The organism is Oceanobacillus sp. CF4.6, from assembly GCF_051262635.1.
Lineage (GTDB): Bacteria > Bacillota > Bacilli > Bacillales > Amphibacillaceae > Oceanobacillus.
On record NZ_JBIMEX010000002.1, the window covers coordinates 452,138 to 474,376 of the forward strand.

The following is a 22,239-nucleotide window of genomic DNA, read 5'->3' on the forward strand; positions in this document are numbered from 1 at the left end:
AGCGGTGGGACATTGAATGCTTTTTCAAAGTCGCCAAATCCCCTCTTCGTTTAGCAAAAGAATGCCAGTCTTGTCATTATGATACGCTCGTAGCCCATACGACAATCGTCCTCACGCGTTATATCATGCTTGCGATAAACTCCCGGGAAGAGAAAGATTCAAAAACAATTGAACAGCTCTTCTATTTGTGCTGCGATGAGATAGAAGACATTCGGTTTGCCCAGGCGCTCGTGATAATCATAGACGTGTTAAAATCAACGCTTTCAAATGAACCATTGCTTTCAGAAGAAAAAGTCCAATACATCATTAATGAGCTGTTTGACAGTCTGCCACAATTTTTAATGAAAACATTTTACGGTGCGAAAGTTGAGAGAGTAACTAAAAAATAAATGATTCCCATCATAATTTTGGGAATCATTTCTCTTTTGGACTTTTTCAGTGGCCTCACCCAAGATAGCAATTCTTTTCCTTTTGCGACAAATAATATCCATAACTTATCTTTGAAGAAAGAGAGAAAAATAATGTAACGGGCGATTTCCCGCCTAGATCCCGAATTTTAATAATTATTTCATAAAGAAAACAACTTTTAACAACAACAAAATATAGAGATGAAAAGTAAATAAAATTTTATTTACTCAATTCTACTAAATACAAGCTTAGCTGCGGAATTAACGTGATGAATAATAAAACAACGATTAATGTAGCAAATGCCCATTTTAAATATCTTAATGTTTGTTCAAATCCTATTCCGGCCACCTTACTAGCAACAAATAGGTTTATACCAAATGGAGGTGTGATCATGCCGATGGCCAAGTTAATACAGACTACGATACCAAAGTGGATCGGATCTACCCCAATAGCCGTTACAATTGGCAGTAACAGAGGTACAAAGATTAAGATGGCTGCAATCGTTTCCATAAACATCCCAATAATTAAAAGGAAGACATTTAAAATTAATAGAATGACGATTGGGTTTGTTGTAAGTTCTGAGATTTGCATCGCCAGCGTTTGAGGGATTTGTTTCAATGACAAATACTTCCCAAATAAAGTGGCAAAGCCGACAAAGATCATAATTCCACCGGACGTTGCAACGGTTTTGATTAAAATATTAAAATAATCTTTCCAGTTAATTTCTCTATAAACAAAGACGCAAATGATGGTTGTAAAAACAACTGCTAATATCGCAGCTTCTGTAGGGGTTACAATACCTCCATAAATACTTCCTAGAATCAAAACAGGGGTTAGCAATGCCCATTTTGCTTGATTGAGTTCCTTCCAAAAACTTGTATCACTACTTTCATTTCGATTTAACTGTTGAGAATATCCTTCCCTCTTACTAATAATAAAATTAAAGATTAATAAAGCAATTACAATTAATGTACCTGGAATAATCCCTGCAATAAACATATCCCCAATCGAAACGTTCGCTACTACACCATAAACAATAAATATGATGCTCGGTGGAATAATCGGTCCAAGTGATCCACTACTTGCCGATAGGGTGGCTGCATATTTGGGATCATAGCCATTTTTTATCATATAGGGAATCATAATACCACCAATAATTGCTACCGTTGCAGGACCTGAACCAGTAATTGCTGCAAATAATGCACTTGCAAGAACGGTAATCATTCCAACACTTCCTGTAACGGATCCAACTAGTTTTTGTATAAAGCTGATGATCCTTTTTGCCATTCCACCAGCACTCATTATTTCACCGGCTAAGATAAAAAATGGAATAGCTAATAAGGGAAAGGAATCTGCAGCACTAAACATCGTTTGGGTAATAACATCCATAGGAAAATTAGGTTCAAGGAAAATGAGAATTAATGTACTGACACCCATTGCAATTACAATTGGTAAGTCAAATAAAAGGCAGACAATGGTAATTAAAAAGAATAGTAATAATACGCTCATCTCCTAATCCTCCTCTCTGCTAGACGGATGACTTCTTACGTTTTGGATAAATTCTATGATGAGCCTAATGATGGATAGGATAAACCCTAATGGAATACCTAAATAAACAATCCATAAAGGGACACTAGAAGCAATTGCTATTCTTTGTTCTTCAAAAGCGTTTATCGTATATACAGAAGCTATGTAAGCAACTACGACTGCAAATAGAATCCAAATAATGATTCCAATCTGTGAGAATAACAATCTATAATTTTTCGGAATAAACTTTACCATGGAGTCTATTTTGATATGTGATTTTGCAATAATGGCATAACTCATAGAAATATATACAAACCATATAAATAAATATCTAGCAACTTCTTCACCCCATATTAGGGAATTATTAAAAAAGTATCTTAATATTATTTCTACAAATAAAATGACGGTTACGATAACCAGTATAGAAGCGCCTAGTATGGATTCGAAAGTTAGTTTGTTGTTCAATTGATATCCCTCACTATCTAGAAGTAAATTAGGTTTAGCGTAAAGAGAACGATATATTTTTACGCTAAACCTGAATAAACAGTTTAGATTACTATTACTTTAATTATTGATTAGGTCATTTACTTCTTTATAGAAATCTTCGCCTACATTGTCAACAGCTTCTTGAATCGTGTTTTCGGAAGATTTACGGAATTCCTCGAATTGTTCTTCTGATAATTCATTCACTTCTACACCATAATCTTTAATAGCTTGTACTGCTTCCTCATCGGTTGCCGCACCTTGTTTACGCAATTCTTCTATTAAGACTTCTAATTCTTCATCTAAAATAGATCTTAGATCATCTGGTAAACTATCAATAAAATCGTTATTAATCATAACAAAGTGTACCAAGGCAACGTGTTTTGTTATAGATAAATATTTAGATGCTTCATAAAGTTTATCTGTCCAAGTTGGAGCTGTCGCCATATGAACCCCATCAATTGTTCCTTGTTGAAGAGACGTGAAGGTTTCTGAGTATGCCAGCGGTGTTGGGTTTGCACCTAATTCTTTTAATAAATTAATTTGTAAATCAATTGGAGACGTTCTTATTTTTAATCCTTCCATATCTTTCGGAGATTCAATAGGTCTCACATTGTTAAACATATTGTAGCCCTTCATGTCGTAATTCCCTACGAATTTTACATTTAATTTACTTTCTAAGTCTTCCTCTAAGCCTTTCGCTAGCTCACTATCTAAGAATTTATACAGTTTATCATTATCTGTAAACATAAAAGGAACATCAAAAATACCAAACGTATTGACGTCAGCATGGTTAGTGATCAAACCTGATGCAATAGAGGTTAATTCAGCATTCCCTTTATCGACTAACTCTAATTGTTGTTCCTCAGAACTTGCCAATGTTCCACTTCCATAAATCTGTACTTCAAAACGATCATCACTTTTTTCTTCAATATTTTCTTTAAAAAATGCATAACTTTTATTCACAAAGTTCGTGTCGGAACCTAATAATGGAATTCTGATTACATATTTACCTTCCGAGTTCTCACTCCTCTCACTATTACCAGAACTTGCTTCTTTATCACCACAACCTGCTATAAATAATACCAACATACAAATTGCTAGAGATAATAATTTCTTCAATATAATTCACTCCTTAGTTATTTTATTTTTTATTATTGTCTTTTATATCTCTTGTTTATTAACATTTGACACTTACTAGTAAAACTTGATTGCATTTTTAACTTTTAATGGTTGCTTCACCTTGAAACTTTCGATTGCCTCCTCAAGAGGGGAGATGTGAACAAAGTTGGATAAAGTAGATTCATTTCTCTTTAAAAAATCGACGGAATAATTCCAATCTTCCTCGTTCGCACCAATCGTTCCGGTTACATGTAATTCTTTATACGTTATAAGTGATAGATTAATATTCATCGAAAATTTATTGGTGCCTAGTAATAATACAGTGGCAGAAGGTTTTGCTAGGAGGAATAAATTATTTATAGCATTTTCATGTCCGGTGCAATCAATCACGATATCAAATATTTCCTCATCTTCCACCTGTATATTAAATTCATCTATAATTCCTAGTTCCGTTAAGTGAACTAAATTTGTTCTATCCTGTTCTAGTCCAATCATGGTGATGTGTGATCCAAATTCTTTTATCATTAATGCGGTCAAAAATCCTATCGGTCCAACACCTGCTATGGCGATTCGTAAATTTGGGTTAATGTTGAGTGCATGAATGCCTCTAGCTACTACACTAATTGGTTCCAACCATATACCGTTACTGATGTTATGTAAGAAGTTAACCTCGATTAAATTTTCCTGCGGTATGGAAATATACTCCGTGAATGCACCGTCGGCATTAATACCTAATCGAAGCCTATCCTTACATAAATTCACTCTGCCAGTTTTACAGTAAATACATTCCATGCAACTTTTTAAGGTTGGTTTTCCTACAACGTAATCCCCTACTTGGAACAAATTAGAATTAGCTTCAGCTTCCACGATTTCTCCAACAAATTCATGTCCAATTGTCAGGGGAAACAATTCATCTTGAATTGGATATCTTCCTTCTATTAATTTAATATCTGTTCCACAAATACCGCCGTAAAGCACCTTTATTTTTGTAGAGTTTTCAAATAATGGTTGAAAATTTTTTTCTATAATGGCTGGATGGGATTGATGTTCCATTACATTAATAGATTTCATAAACTATCCTCCTCCTTTTGAAAGCGGAATCACATTTCGTATTATGGTATCATCTTAAAACTTTCTAATTATTTTGTCAATACACATTATTCATTATTTTCGCATTGACTTTCCTTCCGGGATGTAATATTATGGTTTTGGAATCGCATTTCGTATTAAGGAATTAGGGTGTGATCATATGAAGCATTCAGTGTATTAAGCATTAATCTTAGTTCAAGTAAGGGGAATCATAAAATGAGTTTAACTGAAAAAAAAAAAGACACGATCCAATCCGTTAATAAAATACCTTTAGTATTAGATTTATTTTTTTCACATTCTAATCTTACATTGCATGAAATCCATCAACATTCTGGTCTTTTGAAGACTTCAGCTTTAAGATTATGTAATTCATTGGTGAATATTGGTTTTTTAGAAAAATCCAATATAGGGAACACACCTTATTACCGATTAGGGATAGAATTATACAAGTTAGGCAGACTGGCAGTTGAAAATATTAGTATCCATGAATCGGCAAAAAAATATTTGAAATATATTTCTCAAGAATTAGGGGATAGCACATATCTTTTCATCGAAAGAGATAACAAAGCGATATGTTTGGATAATATGATGGGTAGCTATTACATTCAGACATTAACTATTAATATTGGTGACATATTGCCTTTTAACAAAGGTGGGGGACCATTAGTCATGCTTGCATTCTATCCTAAAGCCAAACAAGAAAAAATCATTGATGCAATGAATCTTAGTAAACGAGAAGAGAATGCTCTTTACGAAAGATTAGAGAGTAATTACGAAAAGGGATACTCGCTTAGTATTGGGGAGGTTTATGAAAACACCGCCGCTATTGGAGTTCCGGTATTTGATATTGATGGAAACGTTGCTGGTGCTCTAAGTGCGGGGGCAATCGCTAGTCGTTTCTCAGATGAAAGAATACCATTCATTGTAGAAACGTTAAAGAAGAGTGCTAAGGAATTAACAAGAGATTTAGGATACGGAGCTAAATAAGAATAGACCATAAATGACTTCACCGCTTTATTAATCGTTCATTCAAACATTCTAATTGAAACTTTAGGTAAATTTGGAGGAAATATTTATGAGAATACAAGATTTATTTGACCTTTCCAACCAAACAGCAATTATAACAGGTGGTGGAGGGGATTTAGGAAGGCAAATAGCTAAGGCCCTGTTTCAGGCAGGGGCAAACATTGTTATTTGTTCTAGAAATATAGATAATTGTGAAAGCGCTTGTAATGAAATAAACGAATTAGGCGGAAGTGCGTTAGCACTTCAAGTCGATGTGACTCACAAATCTTCGGTAAAGAGATTGGTTAGTGAGGTGCAAAAGGCATTTGGAAGTATAGAAATCCTTGTCAATTGCAGTGGGAAAACGGGACACGCACCAGCAGAGGAGTTCAGTCATGAATTATGGGAAGAAATTGTTTCTACCAATCTAACTGGAGTCTTTTATATGAGTCAAGAAGTTGGTAAGCAAATGATAAAGAATGGGTATGGAAAAATTGTCAACATATCCTCTGTTGCTGGCCTAAGAGGATATGAGCCTGAAAGCCATAATTCTGTTGCGTATACTTCTAGTAAGGGAGCCGTTCATACTTTAACGAAGGATCTTGCTGTAAAATGGGGACCTCATGGGGTTTTTGTGAATGCGGTTGCACCAGGTGTCTTTATCACTAAAATGAATCGTAGTAGACTACAGCCAAAGATAGAAAAACTAAAGGAAAGTAATCCTTTACGGAAGTTAGGTGGAGATGATGATCTAATTGGTGCTGTTTTATATTTTGCCTCCCCTGCATCCAATTACACTACAGGGCAAATTCTAGCGGTGGATGGTGGAAGTTCAGCTAAGTAAATATATTCTTTTTACAAAAGAGAGATTCTAATTCATAGAAAAATAGATCCTTTAAGTACACGGGGCATTATTACTTTTTCTATGAATATGAGATCTAAAAATAGTGATAAATAGATAAATTTTAATTAAGGTTGTGGTATGAGTGGGAATGAACAATCGCACAGTTATCGTTACATTCTAGAGGGATTGGAAAGGGGATTGCGGAAAAGTTTGCTATCGAAAGAGTAAATGTTGTACTCCTTGATATCTTAGAGGAAGAAATAAAGGAAACAATAGAAAATACTAGGAAACAAAGTGGAAATGCAGAAGGAATACTTGTAGATGTAACCGATGAGGAAAAAGTAGTGGTAGTCGTAAGTATAATTAATCAAATATACGGTCAATTGGATATTCTCATAAACAACGCAGGAATTTCTCCAAAAGATAATGGGAAACGCAGAGATACACACAAAATGAATTAAACGAATGGAATAAGGTGTTAAAGGTTAATTTTACGGCTCAGTTTCTCTTAATGAGAGAATGTATTCCATTCATGATGGAAAATAATTGGGGAAGGTCCATCAATATATCTTCTCAAGCTGGAAGAACATTTAGTAGAATTTCTGGTTCACACTAATACTGCGACGAGACGGGAATTATTGGCCTCACTAGAATGGTTGCATAGGAATACGGCTCCTATGGTATTACTGCTACCTGTATCGCACCAGGTCGAATTGAAACACCGATGGCTAAAATGGTTTAAAAAGAAGTGAACGAAAAATTCCTAAGTCAAGTCCCCGTTGGTAGAGCAGGTACTATTGAAGAAGTTGCCTCATTAGCTCATTTTCTAGGAAGGAAAGATTCTGGATTTATTAATGGTGCTGTGGTAAATATCAGTGGAGGAATGCATATGTCCTAATATGAATCTACTAAGTAATATTTAAGAAATAGTAGATTTGATATTACAAACTCAAAATGAAAATAAGGAAGTGAAAAAATGATTATTGATGTCCATACACATGTGGTTACAAATCCGTATTCGATTAATGAAATAGAAGATTTTCTAGATGGAGCAAGTCGTTTCGGAATTGATAAAGTTTGTATTGCGGCATTAGGGCCGGGATGTTATTACCCGCCAAAGTTAATACATGAACCAACACAGGAACAATGTGCATCTTTTAATAAAGAATTACATGATATTATGCAAATCTTCCCTGAACATATTTGGGGATGGTCCTATATTAATCCTGCATATGAAGGTACCGTAGATGAGGTGAAACGCGGAATTGAAGATTATGGGATGATCGGGGTTAAAATGTGGACTGGAACGAAGTGTAATGATCCACGTTTCTTTCCTGTTGTAGAAACAGCAATTGAATATGGTGTACCGATACTTCAACATACATGGGATAAATCAACTGGTTATTTTCCTAATGAATCCAGAGCTGTCGATGTAGCTGATCTAGCGGAAAGATATCCTGAAGTTAAGATTATTATGGCGCACAATGAACGAGCAGTAATGAAAGTAAAACCTCATAAAAACGTGTATATGGATACTGCTAGTCCAATTGTGGAGGCTGGGATGATTGAGAAGGCTGTTGAACACGTAGGGGTGGAACGTCTCGTATATGGATCGGATTCTGTAGGGGTAGATTTTGCCTCAACCATTGGGAAAATTATAGGTTCCAAACTAACAGAAGAAGAAAAACAGAAAATTTTAGGAGGAAATTTTTTGCGTATTTTAGGGAGGGATGAAAATGCATAATCTGACTTATCATGATGCCAATATGTATATTGGAAATTGGCCTTTCCATACGATGCGAGTTACTAAAATAGAAGATATTATTAACATGATGGACAGGCAAAGCATAAGAAAAGGCTTTGTATCCAGCCTAGACAGTGTTTTTTGTATTGACCGTGATTTAACAGAAGTAAATCTTAGTCTATATGATCAAATCAAGGATTATACTGATAGACTGTATCCGTTTTATACGATTTGCCCTAATGTGCATGATGCTTCCGATTATTTAGTAAACCTGAGAGAAAATTATAATTTAAAGGGAGTTCGATTATTCCCTGTTTACCATGACTATTCCCTTGTTTCTAATAAAATATTGGATGAAATGTTAGAGAAAGCAGCCGATTTAAACGTACCTATCTATATCACATATCGATTTGAAGATGAAAGGGTACATCATCCTTTGGCTAAGATACCTCCAATAAATAATAGTAGTTTATCCGATTTTTTAAATAACCATAAACAGACAAAAATGATCGTAGGTGGAATGAGAATTACAGAAATCGAGGAATTAATAATGCTTACGGATCATCCTAATCTTTATTTTGATTTGTCATTTATTCAAACACCGTTCCGTTCATTAGAACTATTAACAAAAACGGTTGGAGAAGATAGAGTATTATTTGGATCCGGCTTGCCTTATTGGTATCCAGAATGTTCCACATTAAAATTAGAAACGTCCATTTTGGAGAAGGAACAACTAGAAAAGATATCAAAAAGTAATTTTGAATCTTTACTAACATAAGTTTTCTGAATATATCATATACAAATTATTTTCCAAAAATAAATAAGTTTTTACCGCAGGGCTGGAGCGCTAGAACGAATGCATGTTCCAACATAAAAATTAGGAGGAGTTATATTATGAAAACAGTTGATCAAGAGATAAATAATAAAGTAACAATTGAGGCGGGAACCACTACACTAGAAGGCATTTGTAAGGTATTAGAAGAAGCTGAAGTAGAATATTTATTTGGTTTACCTGGTGGAAATATGAGTAAGTTGTATCCTGAGTTATATGATAACGACAAAGTAAAAGCAATCCTTGTACGCCATGAACAAGTTGCAAGTATTATGGCTGAAGTATATGGTCGATTAACGAAGAAACCAGGAGTTTATACTTCACAAGGTGCATGGGCCATTGCAAATGGAACAATGGGGGCAATCGAAGCACTGCAGGGTGGAAGTCCGATGTTGATTCTGACAGACATGTCTGACAATGCACCATTTTCTCATCATGCACCATATCAAATTGGAACAGGAGAATATGGTGGCTATGATGTTAAAAAATCCATGGAAGCAGTGACTAAATATACTACTGCTGTATATAACGCGGAACAAGCGATCCAAAGTACACAACTTGCGATAAAACATTCGATATCAGGTAACCCTGGCCCAGTTTCGGTCGTATTCCATAGTAATGCGTTTAAAGATAAAGTAAAAGAAGATGGACCAAAAATATATCATACGAGAAATTATATGAAATTTGCTAATAGATCGGAAACAGTTGACAAAATCAAACAGGCTAGTGAGAAGCTTTTGACTTCTAAAAAGCCATTTATTATTGCAGGAAGTGGAGTCAACCTGGCTCAGGCAAACGATGAATTAAGAGAAATATCGGAGCTAATTGGTGCTCCTGTTGGTACGACCGCTGGTGGTAAGAGTGCTCTTGAAGAGACGCATCAGCATTCAGTAGGTGTGATGGGAAATTGGGGACATGATGTAGCGAATGAGTTTCTTTCGGAAGCAGACACTGTTTTAGTAGTTGGCTCCAGATTAACTCCAACTGATACTGTCTTTGAAAGTGAAGAGTTAATCAATCCTGCTAAACAGAATATCATCCAAATTGATATTGAAGAGAAAAATGCAAGCTGGACGTATCCTGTGGATCTATCCTTAATAGGCGATGCAAAAACGATTTTAAATCAAATCAAAGATTATATGAATGTGAATCGCTTAAGACTAACAGATTTTGAATTAAACAATAGAACGGAAGAAATTAAAGCACGAAAAGAACAGCAAGCTTTTATGTGTGCCGATGAAAAATATTCAGATGATACGCCAATCTTGCCTCAACGAGTAGCGAAAGAGCTAGAAGAAGTAATCGATAAAAAATCCATTATTACCTTCGATTCAGGGGAAAACAGAGTATTATTGACCAAACACTTACAAACAAAATCACCAAGAAGTATCATTGCACCAACTGCCTCTGGTGCAATGGGATATGCGATGCCAGCAGCATTAGCTGCAAAATTAGTTCATCGTGATTCAGAAGTCTTTGCCGTTTGTGGTGATGGTGGCTTCCCAATGACAATGAATGCATTATTAACTGCGATACAATATGACTTAAAAATTACGGTTATCGTGTTAAACAATTCTGCGCTTGGCTGGGTGAAAAATAACCAAGGAGCGCGACAAATTGCCTCCGTTTATGGGGAACATGACTATAGTAAGATAGGAAAAGGGCTTGGATGTGAAGGAATTAGAGTTACAGATCCAGATAAAATTGGAGAAGCACTACAAAAAGCGAAAGAGTCAAAAAAATCGACTGTCATCGATATCGTGACAACAGATCAAGAGAGTTTTAGAAAAGCACAATCTACATTAATGAGAAACCGTAAATAGATTTTAATCATAGTTAGGAGGAAAGCCGTTGCAAGCAGTACAGGTAAATAAAGAAACGCAGCAATTATACATCGGAAAAGAAGAAGATCCTATTCCTAAGGAAGGGGAAATCCTTGTTCGAATCCATGCATCAGGAGTTAACCGAGCAGATCTTTCTCAAAAAAAGGGAAATTACCCCCCGCCAAAAGGAGAAAGTGAAATTCTTGGGCTGGAAATGGCTGGAGTAATTGAAGAATTAGGAGAAGGGGTCACCGATTTGAGAATCGGAGACCGTGTTTGTGCCTTGCTACCTGGTGGAGGGTATGCGGAAAAAGTAACCATCCCATCCAGTATGGCCATGAAAATACCAAATGAATTCTCGTTTGAGGAAGCTGCAGCGATTCCAGAGGTTTATTTAACTGCATACTTAAATATAATTAAACTAGCCGAGTTAAAAAAGGATGAGTTTGTATTAATACATGCTGGTGCTAGTGGTGTAGGAACGGCCGCTATCCAGTTAGCAAGAGTAATTGGTGCAAAATCTATTGTCACAGCAGGAACAGATGAAAAGTTAGAGGTATGTAAGTCTCTTGGTGCAAATTATACGGTTAATTATAAAAAAGAATCTTTTTCTGATAGAGTCCATGAGATTACGAATGGAAAAGGAGTAAACGTTATTATTGACTTTGTTGGATCTTCATACTGGGAAAAAAATTTAAAATCAATTGCAACGGATGGTAGATGGATTATCGTTGCTGTAATGGGTGGAACTCATGTGGAAGTGAATTTAAAAGCGTTAATGGCAAAAAGGATTTTACTGAAAGGGTCCACATTGAGAACAAAATCGAAAGAGGATAAAATTTCCCTAACAAAGGAGTTCTATTCGTTTTCGATCGAGAAGTTTTTAAAGAAAGAGTTGATTCCAGTCATTGATACCGTGTTCGATTGGGAAGATGCCAATAAAGCCCACGACTACGTGGAAAATAATAAAAATATAGGAAAAGTCATATTAAAGATCCATTAAGTCCGTATTTGGTGATACTAGAAATCTATTAGTAGTAACAGTATTCCATAGTGATCGTAATCGATATTATTAGATTTAGAAAGGATGCCAAAATGACAGATAAAAAAGTTTTAATCGTCGGAGCCTCTGGCCTTGTTGGGTATGCCGCATTAAAATATTTTTCCAAAGAGAATTGTGAAGTTATCGTTGTTTCTAGAAGAAAACCACTAGATACTTATGGTTCTCAATTTATCTCCGTAGATTTAATGGATAAAAACCAATGTGATAAGTTTTTTAGCACGATGAATGACGTAACTCATATAGTTTATACCGCCCTTTATGAGAAACCTAATTTAATTGATGGATGGGTAGATGAAGAACAAATAAAGACGAACGATCAAATGCTTCGAAACATGTTTGAGCCTTTTGAAAAAGCTGCAAAAAACTTAAAACATGTAACTTTATTACAAGGTGCAAAGGCATATGGTGTACATGTTAAATCCATTCAAAATCCGGCACGTGAAGGAATATCTGAAATGCGTGAACAACCGAATTTCTATTGGCTACAAGAGGACTATTTAAAAGAAAAACAAGTAGGTAAAGATTGGAGCTGGACCATCTTTAGGCCTGCACTTATTGTCGGAGAATCGATTGGCAGTGCGATGAATATTATCCCAGTATTGGGTGTATATGCAACCATTTTAAAAGAACGAAATAAACCACTTTATTTTCCGGGTGGTGTGGAAACGATTCGAGTTGCCACTGATGCAGATTTATTAGCAAGTGCAATTTCTTGGGCTGGTGAAGCGAATACCGCCTATAATGAGATCTTTAATATTACAAATGGGGATGTTTTTGTATGGTCAACCATTTGGAAAAACATAGCAGAAACATTGCGCATGCAACCAGGTGAAAATATTCCGTTTTCCTTAAAGGCAGAATTACCTAAGTATGTCGACGAATGGGATAAAATTCGAGAAAAATACGATTTAATATCCCCGTCGCTATTTGAATTTGTTGGCTACTCACTAGAATATGGGGACCGATTTTTTGCTTATGGACATAAAGAGATGCAATACCCAAACCTCTATTCAGATATCAAGCTAAGACAAGCTGGTTTTACGGAATATATTGACTCTGAACATATGTTTATAAATTGGCTTAAACTCTATCAAGATAAGGGATTTCTACCAAGACCGTAAAATTAAAATATTTATTAGGGAGGAAATCATTTTGTTAAAAACGAAAGTAGCAGAAAAACAACGACTGTTTATCGATGGGGAATGGTTTGAAGCAAGAGAATATGCTCCGTTATATTCACCATATGACGGAGAAATCATTACCCATATCCCAATGGCTTCTGAAGCAGAAGCTGAGATGGCCATTCAATCAGCAGTAAAAGCACAAACGAGTATGAGAAAGCTAGCTTCGTATGAGCGTAGTGAAATACTCTATAATCTTACCAATCTATTAAAAGAAAATTTTGATCGAGCAGCTGAGCTAATTTCAATAGAAGCTGCGAAGCCAATTGCTACGGCTAGAGAGGAAGTAAAACGGACGATCCAAACGTATCGATTTAGCGCACAGGAAGCGAATCAATTATATGGGGAAACGCTACCGATGGATGCCGCTCCAGGTGGCACGGGTAGAATTGGATATACAAAAATGGAGCCATTGGGAGTGATAGGGGCCATCACCCCATTTAATTTTCCAATGAATCTAGTAGCACATAAAGTAGGACCTGCCATTGCAACAGGAAATACAGTTGTTTTAAAGCCAGCTTCCCAAACACCACTATCTTCTTTATTTTTAGTAGAGTTACTTCAAAAGGCTGGTTTACCAAAAGGAGCAATCAACGTCATTACCGGTAGAGGCAAAACGGTTGGTGATTATATGGTTAAACACGATAACGTAAAAATGATTACATTTACTGGTAGCCCAGAAGTAGGAAAACAAATAAGAGAAAAAGCCGGACTGAAAAAAATTGTCTTAGAGCTTGGATCCAATTCTGCTTTAATTGTCGACCAAGACACGGATATCGAACAAGTTGTAAGTCGTTGTGTCCAAGGTGCTTTTTCATATCAAGGCCAAGTATGTATTTCGCTTCAGAGAATTTATGTGCATGAAAATTTATATGAATCATTTGTAGAACAATTTGTAAAAGAAACAAGGAAGTTAAAAACTGGTGATCCGCTGGATGAGCAAACCAATGTTTCAGCACTTATTACAAGTAACGATGTTGAACGCGCGCTTTCTTGGATCGATGAAGCAAGAAACAGTGGTGCTAAGATTTGTTTAGGAGGAACGAGCAAAGGAAATGTATTATTGCCAACCGTTATTACAAATGCTTCTCCTGACTTAAAAGTATCATGCCAAGAAGTATTCGCTCCAATCGTAGTGATTAATTCTTTTTCTACATTAGACGAGGCGATAAGTGAAGTAAATAACTCAAGATATGGACTTCAAGCTGGAATCTATACAAAAGATATACGAAAAGCAATCTATAGTACGGAACAACTAGAAGTTGGTGGAGTAATCATCAATGATATCCCTACATTTAGAGTCGACCACATGCCATATGGTGGAGTGAAAGAAAGTGGAATAGGAAAAGAAGGAATTAAGTATGCAGTGGAAGAAATGACCGTTCAAAAATTAGTAGTTATCAATAATTCGATTCAATAAGATTAATAAAATGAATGTAAATGAACAACCATCTGAAAGTGGTTGTTCATTTTGTTTTTTATCTCCTAGTTTTATTTCCTTTTATATCGGTTTCCCATCTTAACCCGAGTTACGGCAAAAATTTTGTAAAAGGGCTAAAATGGGTTATATGGCACCTCATAAACCTTGATATTAAAGGATTTTAATTTTGGTGTAACTGCTTATTTCTTTTTCGTAGCTGCATCAATTCTTGTTCTTCAGGGCTTCGATTATCTTTCTCTTTAAAAGATCCAGACTGTTGGAATTGATTAATCCATCTGTCTAAAGCAGATGAAATTAATTGGTATACACTGACAATATCTTGGCGGCTTTTTCCATTTTTATATAAAGCAACCACTTGCTTTTTAAACTCCGTTGTAAACGTTCTTCTTTTTCTGGACAAAGTAGATTCTCCTCACTAGTTATCTATTATTCTACTTGCCCTTATTTTTATGTCTAACTAAGTGTAATCGATTCAACCTGCCAAAGTATTCCTCAAAGGACCGTGTATAGATATCAAAGGTGACTATCCCTGGAAGGAGCAAAAAGAACTACTCTATGAGGAAAATATTTGCATCGCATCTCCATGGGATTTTGAATGGGAAACCCTTCCTACATTACCGCGTATTGATTACTTTACGGATGAACGAATGAAAAATCTTGTAGATATTTGGTGGTACAATAATTACAAGCAAAGCCCAAATATAAATATTCAAGTCAATCAAGTGGAAACATGTAAAGAGATGGTTATCAATGGATTGGGCTATGCTATTTTAGCGGATTTAGTAGTACGGCCTTACCCTGAACTTATCACCAAACCTTTATATAATCATTTAGGCGACCCGATTACACGCAAAACATGGATGTATTATCATGAAGATTCGCTGAAGCTGAATATTGTTCATGCATTTGTTAGTTTTATCCGCACATTGGATGTTAAAAAATTATAAATGGAATATATAAAGATAGAAAGCGACTTAATTGTTTTAGCGCTTTTCTATCTTTGTTTATAATTTGGATTACAATACCTAGGTCACTAATCACCTACCACCCCAAATAAACCCTCACCTGCACATACCCCATCACCAGCACATAAATAACGAGCGCATACTTCCAATTAAACAGCACCCCATTCTTAAACCCGCTCAATCCATTGGCACTACTCAATATAATAATGGGCATGAGTACTGGCGATAAAAGGATGGAAATAGAACTCCCAAGCGTAATTACGAGCACAATAAGTTCTGGTGGATATGGGAGATAAATAGTTTCCAGGATTCCTGCTACAAGGACCATTACCGTAAGTGGTCCAAGACCGACAAAACCTAGAATAATAACCATAAATGGCAAGAAATATAAGACATTTAGGAAAGGTAGGGTCTCCTGTATGGAATAAATACCGTTCACAACGAAACTTGCAAACCCCGTCTGAGTCAGTGCGAAAATGAGTATTCCAGCGCCCAGCATGACACAGAGCTGATAAGATTGACGTGCCATATCCTTTTGCACATAACTTTTTGTATTATTAAACAAGTTATTTATTTTGCGCTTGATCACATAATAAGTAACAATCCATACCATAACGACTAGTGGAATCAGAATAAGCAGTTCCACTTTCACAAAAGCATTTAATATAAATATGGAACCGAAAAGCGATATAAATAAGACAGCAAACTCAATAACGTTGCGGTTCATTTCTTTTTTGTTGGAAGAATGGCTGAGGAGATCCTCTATTTCGGTTGTTAATCCTGCTGTCAGATTCACGCCATATTTTTTCTCCTCGTATTTAGAAAAGATCAGCGCTACAAAGATGCCAATAATCGATACGATCATCCCTTGCATAATTGTTATTCCAAGATTTGCATCCATAGTTTCCACTACAAATGCAAAACTTGGAATACTGACCACCCACATGACAGAGAGCGCGAATCCGCGAAGTACAGCAGTTCCCTTGAAGTGCTCCCATGCTTCACCCTTCTCGTCTTTTAAGATCATGTTCACAAATTGATACATCATTGGAATCGACCCAAATAACAGAAAGTATGCGATTATTTGGGTAAAAGAAATAATCCCAAAATAAAACTTCCTGCTCGTATTTAACAGACGGTGGCCAAAACCCATAATTGCTTCCAGGTAAGGTTCTTCACGCAGCACCCAGCTGATCATCGGCACAATAACGAGTAAACCAATTATATTCCGCATCTGCAAAAATCCATTCATCACACCCTGGATCATCGATGTATCCGAAAAGATTAAAATGATCATTCCTACAATAAACAGCCCAAATGGCATTTTAATTTTAGGAGGTGTATAGATGATTACAGCAAAGAAGAAAATTCCCATGCCGCTGATGGAGAGGAGATTCAGAAGAATTGTATTTTCATAAAAATAGGTGTAGAAATGCAGAATCGTAAAGATGATGATGGAAATGGTAATTCCCCATTGATTGACTATCTTCATGGTAAATGCTCCTAAGTAACTTTTTTATTCTTATCTTTTCATAAATTTCATCTTTCGTCCAGAGCCGTTGGTATGTTCCTTATTCTAAAGACTGCTCTTTTACTAGAAACTGCATACCCCCAAATGAGGTATGCAGCATCAAAAAAGTCATTTCTTAATCAATTAACAGCATACTCAATGCTGGTACAAAAGAAATAATTAGTAAACTTATGACCATCACCAACACAAACGGTATGATGGCCCGTATGACATGTTCGATTTTTGTCCCTGAAATATTGGAAGCAACAAATAAGTTAACCCCAACAGGAGGAGTGATAAACCCAATGGCAAGGTTGACGATCATGATAATTCCAAAATGAATGAGATCAATCCCCAATACAGTTGCAATAGGTGCAAGAATAGGCGTCATAATAATAATTGCTGCAGACGTTTCAATAAACGTGCCTACAATTAAGAGCAGCAAGTTAATGATAAGTAATGCGATAATCCAGTTATCTGTAATACCAAGCATAAATTCTGCCAATTCTCTTGGTACCCTTTCCCTCGTTAAGTAATAACCGAACACAGAGGCGCCCGCAATAATAAACATAATTACCGCACTCGTAACAACTGCAGATGAAAATATATCAGGCAAATCTTTGATATGAATTTCCCGGTAAATGAATAGTCCTACGATTAATCCATATACAACTGCAACGACCGCAGCTTCGGTTGGTGTGAAAATCCCTCCATAAATACCACCTAAAATAATGACAGGCATCATGATAGCTAAGATCGCATCAAGAAAAGCTTTCACAATTTCCTTCGAAGTAAAAGATTCACCACCACCATAGCCTTGTTTTAAAGAGATAATATAAACTAGTATCATTAAAGACAGCGTAACAAGTACACCTGGAATAATTCCTGCTATAAATAGTTCGCTGATTGATACTCCTGCAGTAACCCCGTATAATACAAGCGGAACACTTGGAGGAATCATAACACCGATTGTCCCACCAGCTGCTTGAATCGCCGTAGAAAAACTTTTATCATATCCCTTTTTCACCATCGCAGGAATTAAAATCGATCCAACTGCTGCTGTTGTTGCAGCCGCAGAACCTGAAATTGCTGCAAAAAATGCACAGGCTGCAATCGAGACAATTGCCAAACCCCCATTGACTCTACCAAAAATGACGTTGGCAAAATCGATAAGTCTTTTGGAAATCCCTCCACTTTCCATCAACTTACCTGCAAGGATAAAGAACGGTATAGCAAGCAATGGAAATGAATCGACCGAATTAAACATCCGCTGCATAATAACGACTAAGGAAACATCACCTTGAATGAGGAAAATAAAAGATGCAGCCATTGCAAGGGCAATTGCAATCGGCACATTAATGAAAAATAAACAGATCATCAAACTAAATAACAGAATCGTCATGTACGCTGCCCCCCTTCAATAATTCCACAAAGTTGGACAGGTGATTAACTGCAAGAAGTAAACCACTAATTGGAATAACTAAGTATAGAACACCCATCGGAATGCGAAGTACTGGAGATAATTGGCTCATGGCACTCGCTGCAAGATTAAAACCTTGAAAGATCATAAGTAAATAAAATAACAAACAGACAAGCAGTGCGATTGCCTGCATTACTTTCTTTCCAGCAGGTGGAAATTTATCTACTAGAAACTCGATGCCGATATGTTGTTTTAAGGACATCGCGTAAGCCGCACCGAGGAAAGTCAAAATGATTAAACAATAGCGAGCCAACTCTTCCGTCCATGCAAGTGGGTTACTTAAAAAGAACCTGAAAATCACCTGCATAAAGGTGGAGAATACGAGAACCGCCATAATGAGATTGAGGATATGTTTCATACCGGAATTTATGTAACTAACGATTCGCTGCATTGTATCTACTCCCTATTAATGGGAGAAACAGGAGAAAGTAGTATTCCTCCTGTTTCCCCATTCAGCTAAAACCTATTTACTTTTGTGCTTCTAAAATTTTGTTTAAAAGTTCCTGATGTTCTACTAATTCATATACGGGACTAACAGCTTCCTGGAATGGTGCAACGTCAACTTCTTCAATAATTTCCATTCCTTGCTCTTTTAAAGTTTCAATCGATTCTTTTTCCATCTCTATAATCATGTCCCGTTCAACAGCCCCAATGCGCTGTCCTTCCTCGAGTACAATCTCCCGCAAATCTTCAGGGAGCTCGTCATGTGTTTGCTTGCTCATCATATAAATTGCTACAGAATAAACATGGCCAGTCAATGTCATATATTGTTGATTGGCTTCAAAAAGACTGTACTGATCAGCAACGATAGCCGGATTTTCCTGTGCATCCACAACTCCTTGCTGAAGCGCTGTAAGAGCCTCTGTCCATGCCATTGGAGTTGGCTGGGCTCCCATTTCTTCAAAAGCAGCCAAGTGAATCTCGTTTTCTTGTGTTCTAATTTTTACCCCATTTAAGTCTTCTGGTTTTTCAATTGGGTGGGTGCTATTTGTGATGTGACGGTATCCATTTTCAGCCCAGGACATACCTATAATTCCCTGTTCTTCCAATGCCGCAAATAACTCATCCCCAATTTCACCCTCCAGGATCTCAACCGCGGATTCACGGTCATTAAAAATAAATGGAGCATCCAATACGGCCAATTCCGGTACAAAATTAGTTACTGGTGCAGTAGATGATACGACAAGGTCAACCGTCCCCAATGTCATTCCTTCTGTTAATTCGCGTTCAGCTCCGAGTTCACTAAAAGGAAAAACTTCAATTACTACTCTACCATCTGTTCTTTCCTCTACATTCTCAGCCATTTCCAGTAACCCCAAGTGATATGGATGATCATCTGGCAGTGAATGCCCTGCCTGTAATGTATAAACCTCTTCACTGTCTGTATCTGAACTACAAGCTGCAATAAATAAGATTGCAGTCATCATTAGTACTAGTATTCCAATTCTCTTTTTCAACATAATTGCCTCCCCATTGCTATTTCTATTTGTAATTCCAACTTCCTACTCAATATTTGTCGTTTTATGTAAACCTCCTTAATGGCCACCTGGATAATATCGTTTTTTCAGAAAATAGTTCAAATACTTTTTCCTACTTTAATGACAACAAAATGATGGCTATGGTAACGAATTCAGCGTCTAAATAAAACAATGATTAAAATATATACTACCTAATTTAAAATTGTTTGTAAATAGGGTTTATAGGAATATTTCCTATTTATAGAAAATTCATTCCTTGTCAGTTTTTATCACAAGGAAGAAACTTCTATTTTGTTAGAAAACTTGACATGCGCCAAGCCTTTTTCGGCGAATGGCTTAGTTGCATAAAAAAACAGCAATTCTTCTTCTCTACTTAAGAGTAAAAGAATTGCTGCTTTTTTATTCCCCGGGAAATATTTTGCCGAAAATTGTCCGTGTATTACCTTTATCCTTCGACAAAATTCATTAGTAATAATGATTGTCACCTATCCATTACTACATTTACAGTACTCCAGCCCGTAAACTTAGCTTTCGCAATAAAATTTCCCGTTCTACATACAGTTTTTGCGCATCCTCCACACTCACCGCTTCAAACTGCAATATACTGCCGGACAACTTTTGGACAACATAGGGAAGATCAACGGAAATAACTGTTGCAATTCTTGTATAGCCACCGGTCGTTTGCCTGTCTGCCAATAAAATGATAGGCTGCCCATTTGCAGGAACTTGTATTGCTCCGGGTAAAATGGCATCTGAAATAATATCAGCTCCATCCACATGCGAAAGCTCCGGTCCTTCCAGACGGTAGCCCATTCGATCAGACTGTGTGGTCATTTTAAATTGGGACGTGCAAAACGCTTCTACCATACTGTCCGTAAAAGCAAACAAATCTGGTCCCAATACGACACGGATTTTCCTCTGTCTACCGTAATCTGGCACAGCCCGTTCCGATAGTCCACGTCCGGAAAGTTGCTTCAAGGGCTTACTCGCTTCTCCTGCTTCCAGACGATCACCCTTTTGCAGATTACGACCTTCGAAACCACCTAATTCTGCTTTTGGATATGTAGACTTGCTTCCCATGACAACAGGGGAATTAACGCCACCCGCTGCAGCAATATATGCATAACTACCAATTTTCGGTTGCCCAAATGTTACGCGTTGTCCCTTTTTAGCTGAAAAGGATTTCCAGATAGCCACTGGTTCTCCATCCAATTCTGGGGATAAATCCGCACCACAAATCGCAAGTACCGTATCTTTTAGTACACAAAGCTCCGGCCCCATAATAACGACCTCAAGAACAGCCTCATCCCGACGATTGCCAACAAGTATATTTGCAATTTGCAATGCATAACCATCCATTGCACCTGATTCGACAACACCATATTGCTGATAACCAGTCCGTCCAAGGTCCTGGACAGATGTTGCCAATCCTGACTTTATAACTTCAAATAGTTTCCCCATTTATTCCCCTACTTTTTCTATAGAAATACCTTCTGCGATCAACTCTTTAGACAGTTTCTTTGCAAACTCCAATGATTTTGGTTCATCTCCATGAATGCAAATCGTGTCTGCTTGAATAGCTATATCAGAGCCATCCACAGCTTCCACTTTTCCATCTTTCACCATCCGAATGACTCTATGGACTGCTTCATCAGCATCTTCTACCATCGCGTTTTTAAGCGTTCTTGAAGTTAAAGAGCCATCCGGTTGATATGTACGGTCAGCAAAAACTTCCTCCGCAACAGACAGTCCTGATTTTCTGCCCATATGAACAAGTTCACTGCCTGCCAATCCAAAGAGAATAAGACCTGGATGGATAGCATAAACAGCCTCAGCAATCGCCTGAGAAATCTCTTGATTTTTGGCAGCCATATTGTATAAAGCACCATGCGGTTTTACGTGATTTAATCTATTCCCATTAATTTTGGCAAACATATCGACCGCACCTACCTGGTATACAACAAGATTGTAGACTTCTTCTGGGTCCATTTTCATTGGACGACGCCCAAATCCAATTAAATCCTGCAGTCCGGGATGTGCTCCAAGACCGACATTTTTTTCCGTCGCTTTTTTTACCGTATGCTGGATAACGTTATGATCGCCGGCATGATAGCCGCAAGCAATATTGGCAGAGGATATATAGTTCATCACTAAATCATCCTGCCCAATTGTATATGCACCAAAACTTTCTCCCAAATCGCTGTTCAGGTCGACATGATGTGCCATCGTACCTCTCTCCCATCT

General features: G+C 36.9%; 23 protein-coding genes and 1 pseudogene. 13 read left to right on the forward strand and 11 right to left on the reverse strand.

Features of this window, described 5'->3' with window-relative positions; all coding sequences use genetic code 11:
• Positions 1-125 precede the first annotated feature (125 nt).
• Positions 126-389 (forward strand): hypothetical protein, encoded by a 264-nt coding sequence (locus ACHABU_RS05830; protein ID WP_435763265.1) that lies wholly within the window; start codon positions 126-128, stop codon positions 387-389.
• A gap of 238 nt (positions 390-627) precedes the next feature.
• Here ACHABU_RS05830 and ACHABU_RS05835 read toward each other — a convergent pair whose 3' ends face one another.
• The 4 genes from ACHABU_RS05835 to ACHABU_RS05850 form a co-directional block, all read right to left on the reverse strand.
• Positions 628-1,917 carry a TRAP transporter large permease gene (locus ACHABU_RS05835; protein WP_435763267.1) on the reverse strand — a complete coding sequence of 430 codons (1,290 nt, stop codon included), beginning with the start codon at positions 1,915-1,917 and terminating at the stop codon, positions 628-630.
• A gap of 3 nt (positions 1,918-1,920) precedes the next feature.
• Positions 1,921-2,400, reverse strand: a complete 480-nt coding sequence (locus tag ACHABU_RS05840) for a TRAP transporter small permease (RefSeq protein ID WP_435763269.1) — start codon at positions 2,398-2,400, stop codon at positions 1,921-1,923.
• 99 nt (positions 2,401-2,499) lie between these two features.
• A complete protein-coding gene (locus tag ACHABU_RS05845) occupies positions 2,500-3,540 on the reverse strand; it encodes a TRAP transporter substrate-binding protein (protein ID WP_435763271.1) in 1,041 nt (346 codons plus the stop codon).
• 75 nt (positions 3,541-3,615) lie between these two features.
• Positions 3,616-4,611, reverse strand: coding sequence for a zinc-dependent alcohol dehydrogenase (locus ACHABU_RS05850; protein ID WP_435763273.1), 996 nt, complete (start codon positions 4,609-4,611; stop codon positions 3,616-3,618).
• Between the two features lie 234 nt (positions 4,612-4,845).
• Here ACHABU_RS05850 and ACHABU_RS05855 point away from each other — a divergent pair, with 234 nt between their 5' ends.
• From ACHABU_RS05855 to ACHABU_RS05905, 11 genes and pseudogenes are all read left to right on the forward strand, one after another.
• The gene (locus ACHABU_RS05855; RefSeq protein WP_435763276.1) at positions 4,846-5,616 is read left to right on the forward strand and encodes an IclR family transcriptional regulator; all 771 of its coding nucleotides are present in this window, start codon (positions 4,846-4,848) and stop codon (positions 5,614-5,616) included.
• An 88-nt stretch (positions 5,617-5,704) separates the two neighbouring features.
• Complete coding sequence (locus tag ACHABU_RS05860; RefSeq protein WP_435763278.1) at positions 5,705-6,478, forward strand: SDR family NAD(P)-dependent oxidoreductase; 774 nt, start codon at positions 5,705-5,707, stop codon at positions 6,476-6,478.
• Between the two features lie 185 nt (positions 6,479-6,663).
• The gene (locus ACHABU_RS05865; RefSeq protein ID WP_435763686.1) at positions 6,664-6,939 is read left to right on the forward strand and encodes an SDR family NAD(P)-dependent oxidoreductase; all 276 of its coding nucleotides are present in this window, start codon (positions 6,664-6,666) and stop codon (positions 6,937-6,939) included.
• Positions 6,927-7,094, forward strand: a pseudogene (locus ACHABU_RS05870) (SDR family NAD(P)-dependent oxidoreductase); the annotation flags it as partial. The gene ACHABU_RS05865 and the pseudogene ACHABU_RS05870, both read left to right, overlap by 13 nt.
• A gap of 132 nt (positions 7,095-7,226) precedes the next feature.
• A complete protein-coding gene (locus ACHABU_RS05875) occupies positions 7,227-7,376 on the forward strand; it encodes an SDR family oxidoreductase (RefSeq protein ID WP_435763281.1) in 150 nt (49 codons plus the stop codon).
• Between the two features lie 78 nt (positions 7,377-7,454).
• Positions 7,455-8,222 carry an amidohydrolase family protein gene (locus tag ACHABU_RS05880; RefSeq protein ID WP_435763283.1) on the forward strand — a complete coding sequence of 256 codons (768 nt, stop codon included), beginning with the start codon at positions 7,455-7,457 and terminating at the stop codon, positions 8,220-8,222.
• Positions 8,215-9,000, forward strand: a complete 786-nt coding sequence (locus ACHABU_RS05885; protein WP_435763285.1) for an amidohydrolase family protein — start codon at positions 8,215-8,217, stop codon at positions 8,998-9,000. Before ACHABU_RS05880 ends, ACHABU_RS05885 begins: the two co-directional genes overlap by 8 nt.
• Before the next feature lie 116 nt (positions 9,001-9,116).
• Positions 9,117-10,877, forward strand: coding sequence for a thiamine pyrophosphate-binding protein (locus tag ACHABU_RS05890; protein ID WP_435763287.1), 1,761 nt, complete (start codon positions 9,117-9,119; stop codon positions 10,875-10,877).
• Positions 10,878-10,905: 28 nt separating this feature from the next.
• A complete protein-coding gene (locus tag ACHABU_RS05895) occupies positions 10,906-11,880 on the forward strand; it encodes an NAD(P)H-quinone oxidoreductase (RefSeq protein ID WP_435763288.1) in 975 nt (324 codons plus the stop codon).
• 92 nt (positions 11,881-11,972) lie between these two features.
• Positions 11,973-13,061: an NAD-dependent epimerase/dehydratase family protein gene (locus ACHABU_RS05900; RefSeq protein ID WP_435763290.1), complete on the forward strand. Its 1,089-nt coding sequence runs from the start codon at positions 11,973-11,975 to the stop codon at positions 13,059-13,061.
• A 28-nt stretch (positions 13,062-13,089) separates the two neighbouring features.
• Entirely contained in the window at positions 13,090-14,541 is a 1,452-nt protein-coding gene (locus tag ACHABU_RS05905; protein WP_435763688.1) for an aldehyde dehydrogenase family protein, read from the forward strand.
• Between the two features lie 181 nt (positions 14,542-14,722).
• Here ACHABU_RS05905 and ACHABU_RS05910 read toward each other — a convergent pair whose 3' ends face one another.
• A complete protein-coding gene (locus ACHABU_RS05910; protein ID WP_435763292.1) occupies positions 14,723-14,962 on the reverse strand; it encodes a transposase in 240 nt (79 codons plus the stop codon).
• Between the two features lie 112 nt (positions 14,963-15,074).
• On the opposite strand from ACHABU_RS05910, the gene ACHABU_RS05915 reads away from it, so the two are divergent.
• Positions 15,075-15,509: a substrate-binding domain-containing protein gene (locus tag ACHABU_RS05915; RefSeq protein WP_435763690.1), complete on the forward strand. Its 435-nt coding sequence runs from the start codon at positions 15,075-15,077 to the stop codon at positions 15,507-15,509.
• Positions 15,510-15,603: 94 nt separating this feature from the next.
• Here the strand turns inward: ACHABU_RS05915 and ACHABU_RS05920 are convergent, their stop codons facing one another.
• The 6 genes from ACHABU_RS05920 to ACHABU_RS05945 form a co-directional block, all read right to left on the reverse strand.
• Positions 15,604-17,019 carry a hypothetical protein gene (locus tag ACHABU_RS05920; RefSeq protein ID WP_435763294.1) on the reverse strand — a complete coding sequence of 472 codons (1,416 nt, stop codon included), beginning with the start codon at positions 17,017-17,019 and terminating at the stop codon, positions 15,604-15,606.
• 154 nt (positions 17,020-17,173) lie between these two features.
• Positions 17,174-18,439, reverse strand: coding sequence for a TRAP transporter large permease (locus ACHABU_RS05925; RefSeq protein WP_435763296.1), 1,266 nt, complete (start codon positions 18,437-18,439; stop codon positions 17,174-17,176).
• Positions 18,420-18,908 (reverse strand): TRAP transporter small permease, encoded by a 489-nt coding sequence (locus ACHABU_RS05930; protein WP_435763299.1) that lies wholly within the window; start codon positions 18,906-18,908, stop codon positions 18,420-18,422. Before ACHABU_RS05930 ends, ACHABU_RS05925 begins: the two co-directional genes overlap by 20 nt.
• Positions 18,909-18,984: 76 nt before the next feature.
• Positions 18,985-19,977 carry a TRAP transporter substrate-binding protein gene (locus ACHABU_RS05935; RefSeq protein WP_435763301.1) on the reverse strand — a complete coding sequence of 331 codons (993 nt, stop codon included), beginning with the start codon at positions 19,975-19,977 and terminating at the stop codon, positions 18,985-18,987.
• A gap of 519 nt (positions 19,978-20,496) precedes the next feature.
• Complete coding sequence (locus ACHABU_RS05940; RefSeq protein ID WP_435763304.1) at positions 20,497-21,456, reverse strand: biotin-dependent carboxyltransferase family protein; 960 nt, start codon at positions 21,454-21,456, stop codon at positions 20,497-20,499.
• Positions 21,457-22,221 (reverse strand): LamB/YcsF family protein, encoded by a 765-nt coding sequence (locus ACHABU_RS05945; protein ID WP_435763306.1) that lies wholly within the window; start codon positions 22,219-22,221, stop codon positions 21,457-21,459.
• Positions 22,222-22,239 lie beyond the last annotated feature (18 nt).

Coding starts and splice junctions, on each gene's coding strand:
- ACHABU_RS05830 (WP_435763265.1), top strand. CDS start 126: ATGCTTGCGATAAACTCCCGGGAAGAGAAAGATTCAAAAACAATTGAA.
- ACHABU_RS05835 (WP_435763267.1), bottom strand. CDS start 1,917: ATGAGCGTATTATTACTATTCTTTTTAATTACCATTGTCTGCCTTTTA.
- ACHABU_RS05850 (WP_435763273.1), bottom strand. CDS start 4,611: ATGAAATCTATTAATGTAATGGAACATCAATCCCATCCAGCCATTATA.
- ACHABU_RS05855 (WP_435763276.1), top strand. CDS start 4,846: ATGAGTTTAACTGAAAAAAAAAAAGACACGATCCAATCCGTTAATAAA.
- ACHABU_RS05860 (WP_435763278.1), top strand. CDS start 5,705: ATGAGAATACAAGATTTATTTGACCTTTCCAACCAAACAGCAATTATA.
- ACHABU_RS05880 (WP_435763283.1), top strand. CDS start 7,455: ATGATTATTGATGTCCATACACATGTGGTTACAAATCCGTATTCGATT.
- ACHABU_RS05885 (WP_435763285.1), top strand. CDS start 8,215: ATGCATAATCTGACTTATCATGATGCCAATATGTATATTGGAAATTGG.
- ACHABU_RS05890 (WP_435763287.1), top strand. CDS start 9,117: ATGAAAACAGTTGATCAAGAGATAAATAATAAAGTAACAATTGAGGCG.
- ACHABU_RS05900 (WP_435763290.1), top strand. CDS start 11,973: ATGACAGATAAAAAAGTTTTAATCGTCGGAGCCTCTGGCCTTGTTGGG.
- ACHABU_RS05920 (WP_435763294.1), bottom strand. CDS start 17,019: ATGAAGATAGTCAATCAATGGGGAATTACCATTTCCATCATCATCTTT.
- ACHABU_RS05925 (WP_435763296.1), bottom strand. CDS start 18,439: ATGACGATTCTGTTATTTAGTTTGATGATCTGTTTATTTTTCATTAAT.
- ACHABU_RS05930 (WP_435763299.1), bottom strand. CDS start 18,908: ATGCAGCGAATCGTTAGTTACATAAATTCCGGTATGAAACATATCCTC.
- ACHABU_RS05935 (WP_435763301.1), bottom strand. CDS start 19,977: ATGTTGAAAAAGAGAATTGGAATACTAGTACTAATGATGACTGCAATC.
- ACHABU_RS05940 (WP_435763304.1), bottom strand. CDS start 21,456: ATGGGGAAACTATTTGAAGTTATAAAGTCAGGATTGGCAACATCTGTC.
- ACHABU_RS05945 (WP_435763306.1), bottom strand. CDS start 22,221: ATGGCACATCATGTCGACCTGAACAGCGATTTGGGAGAAAGTTTTGGT.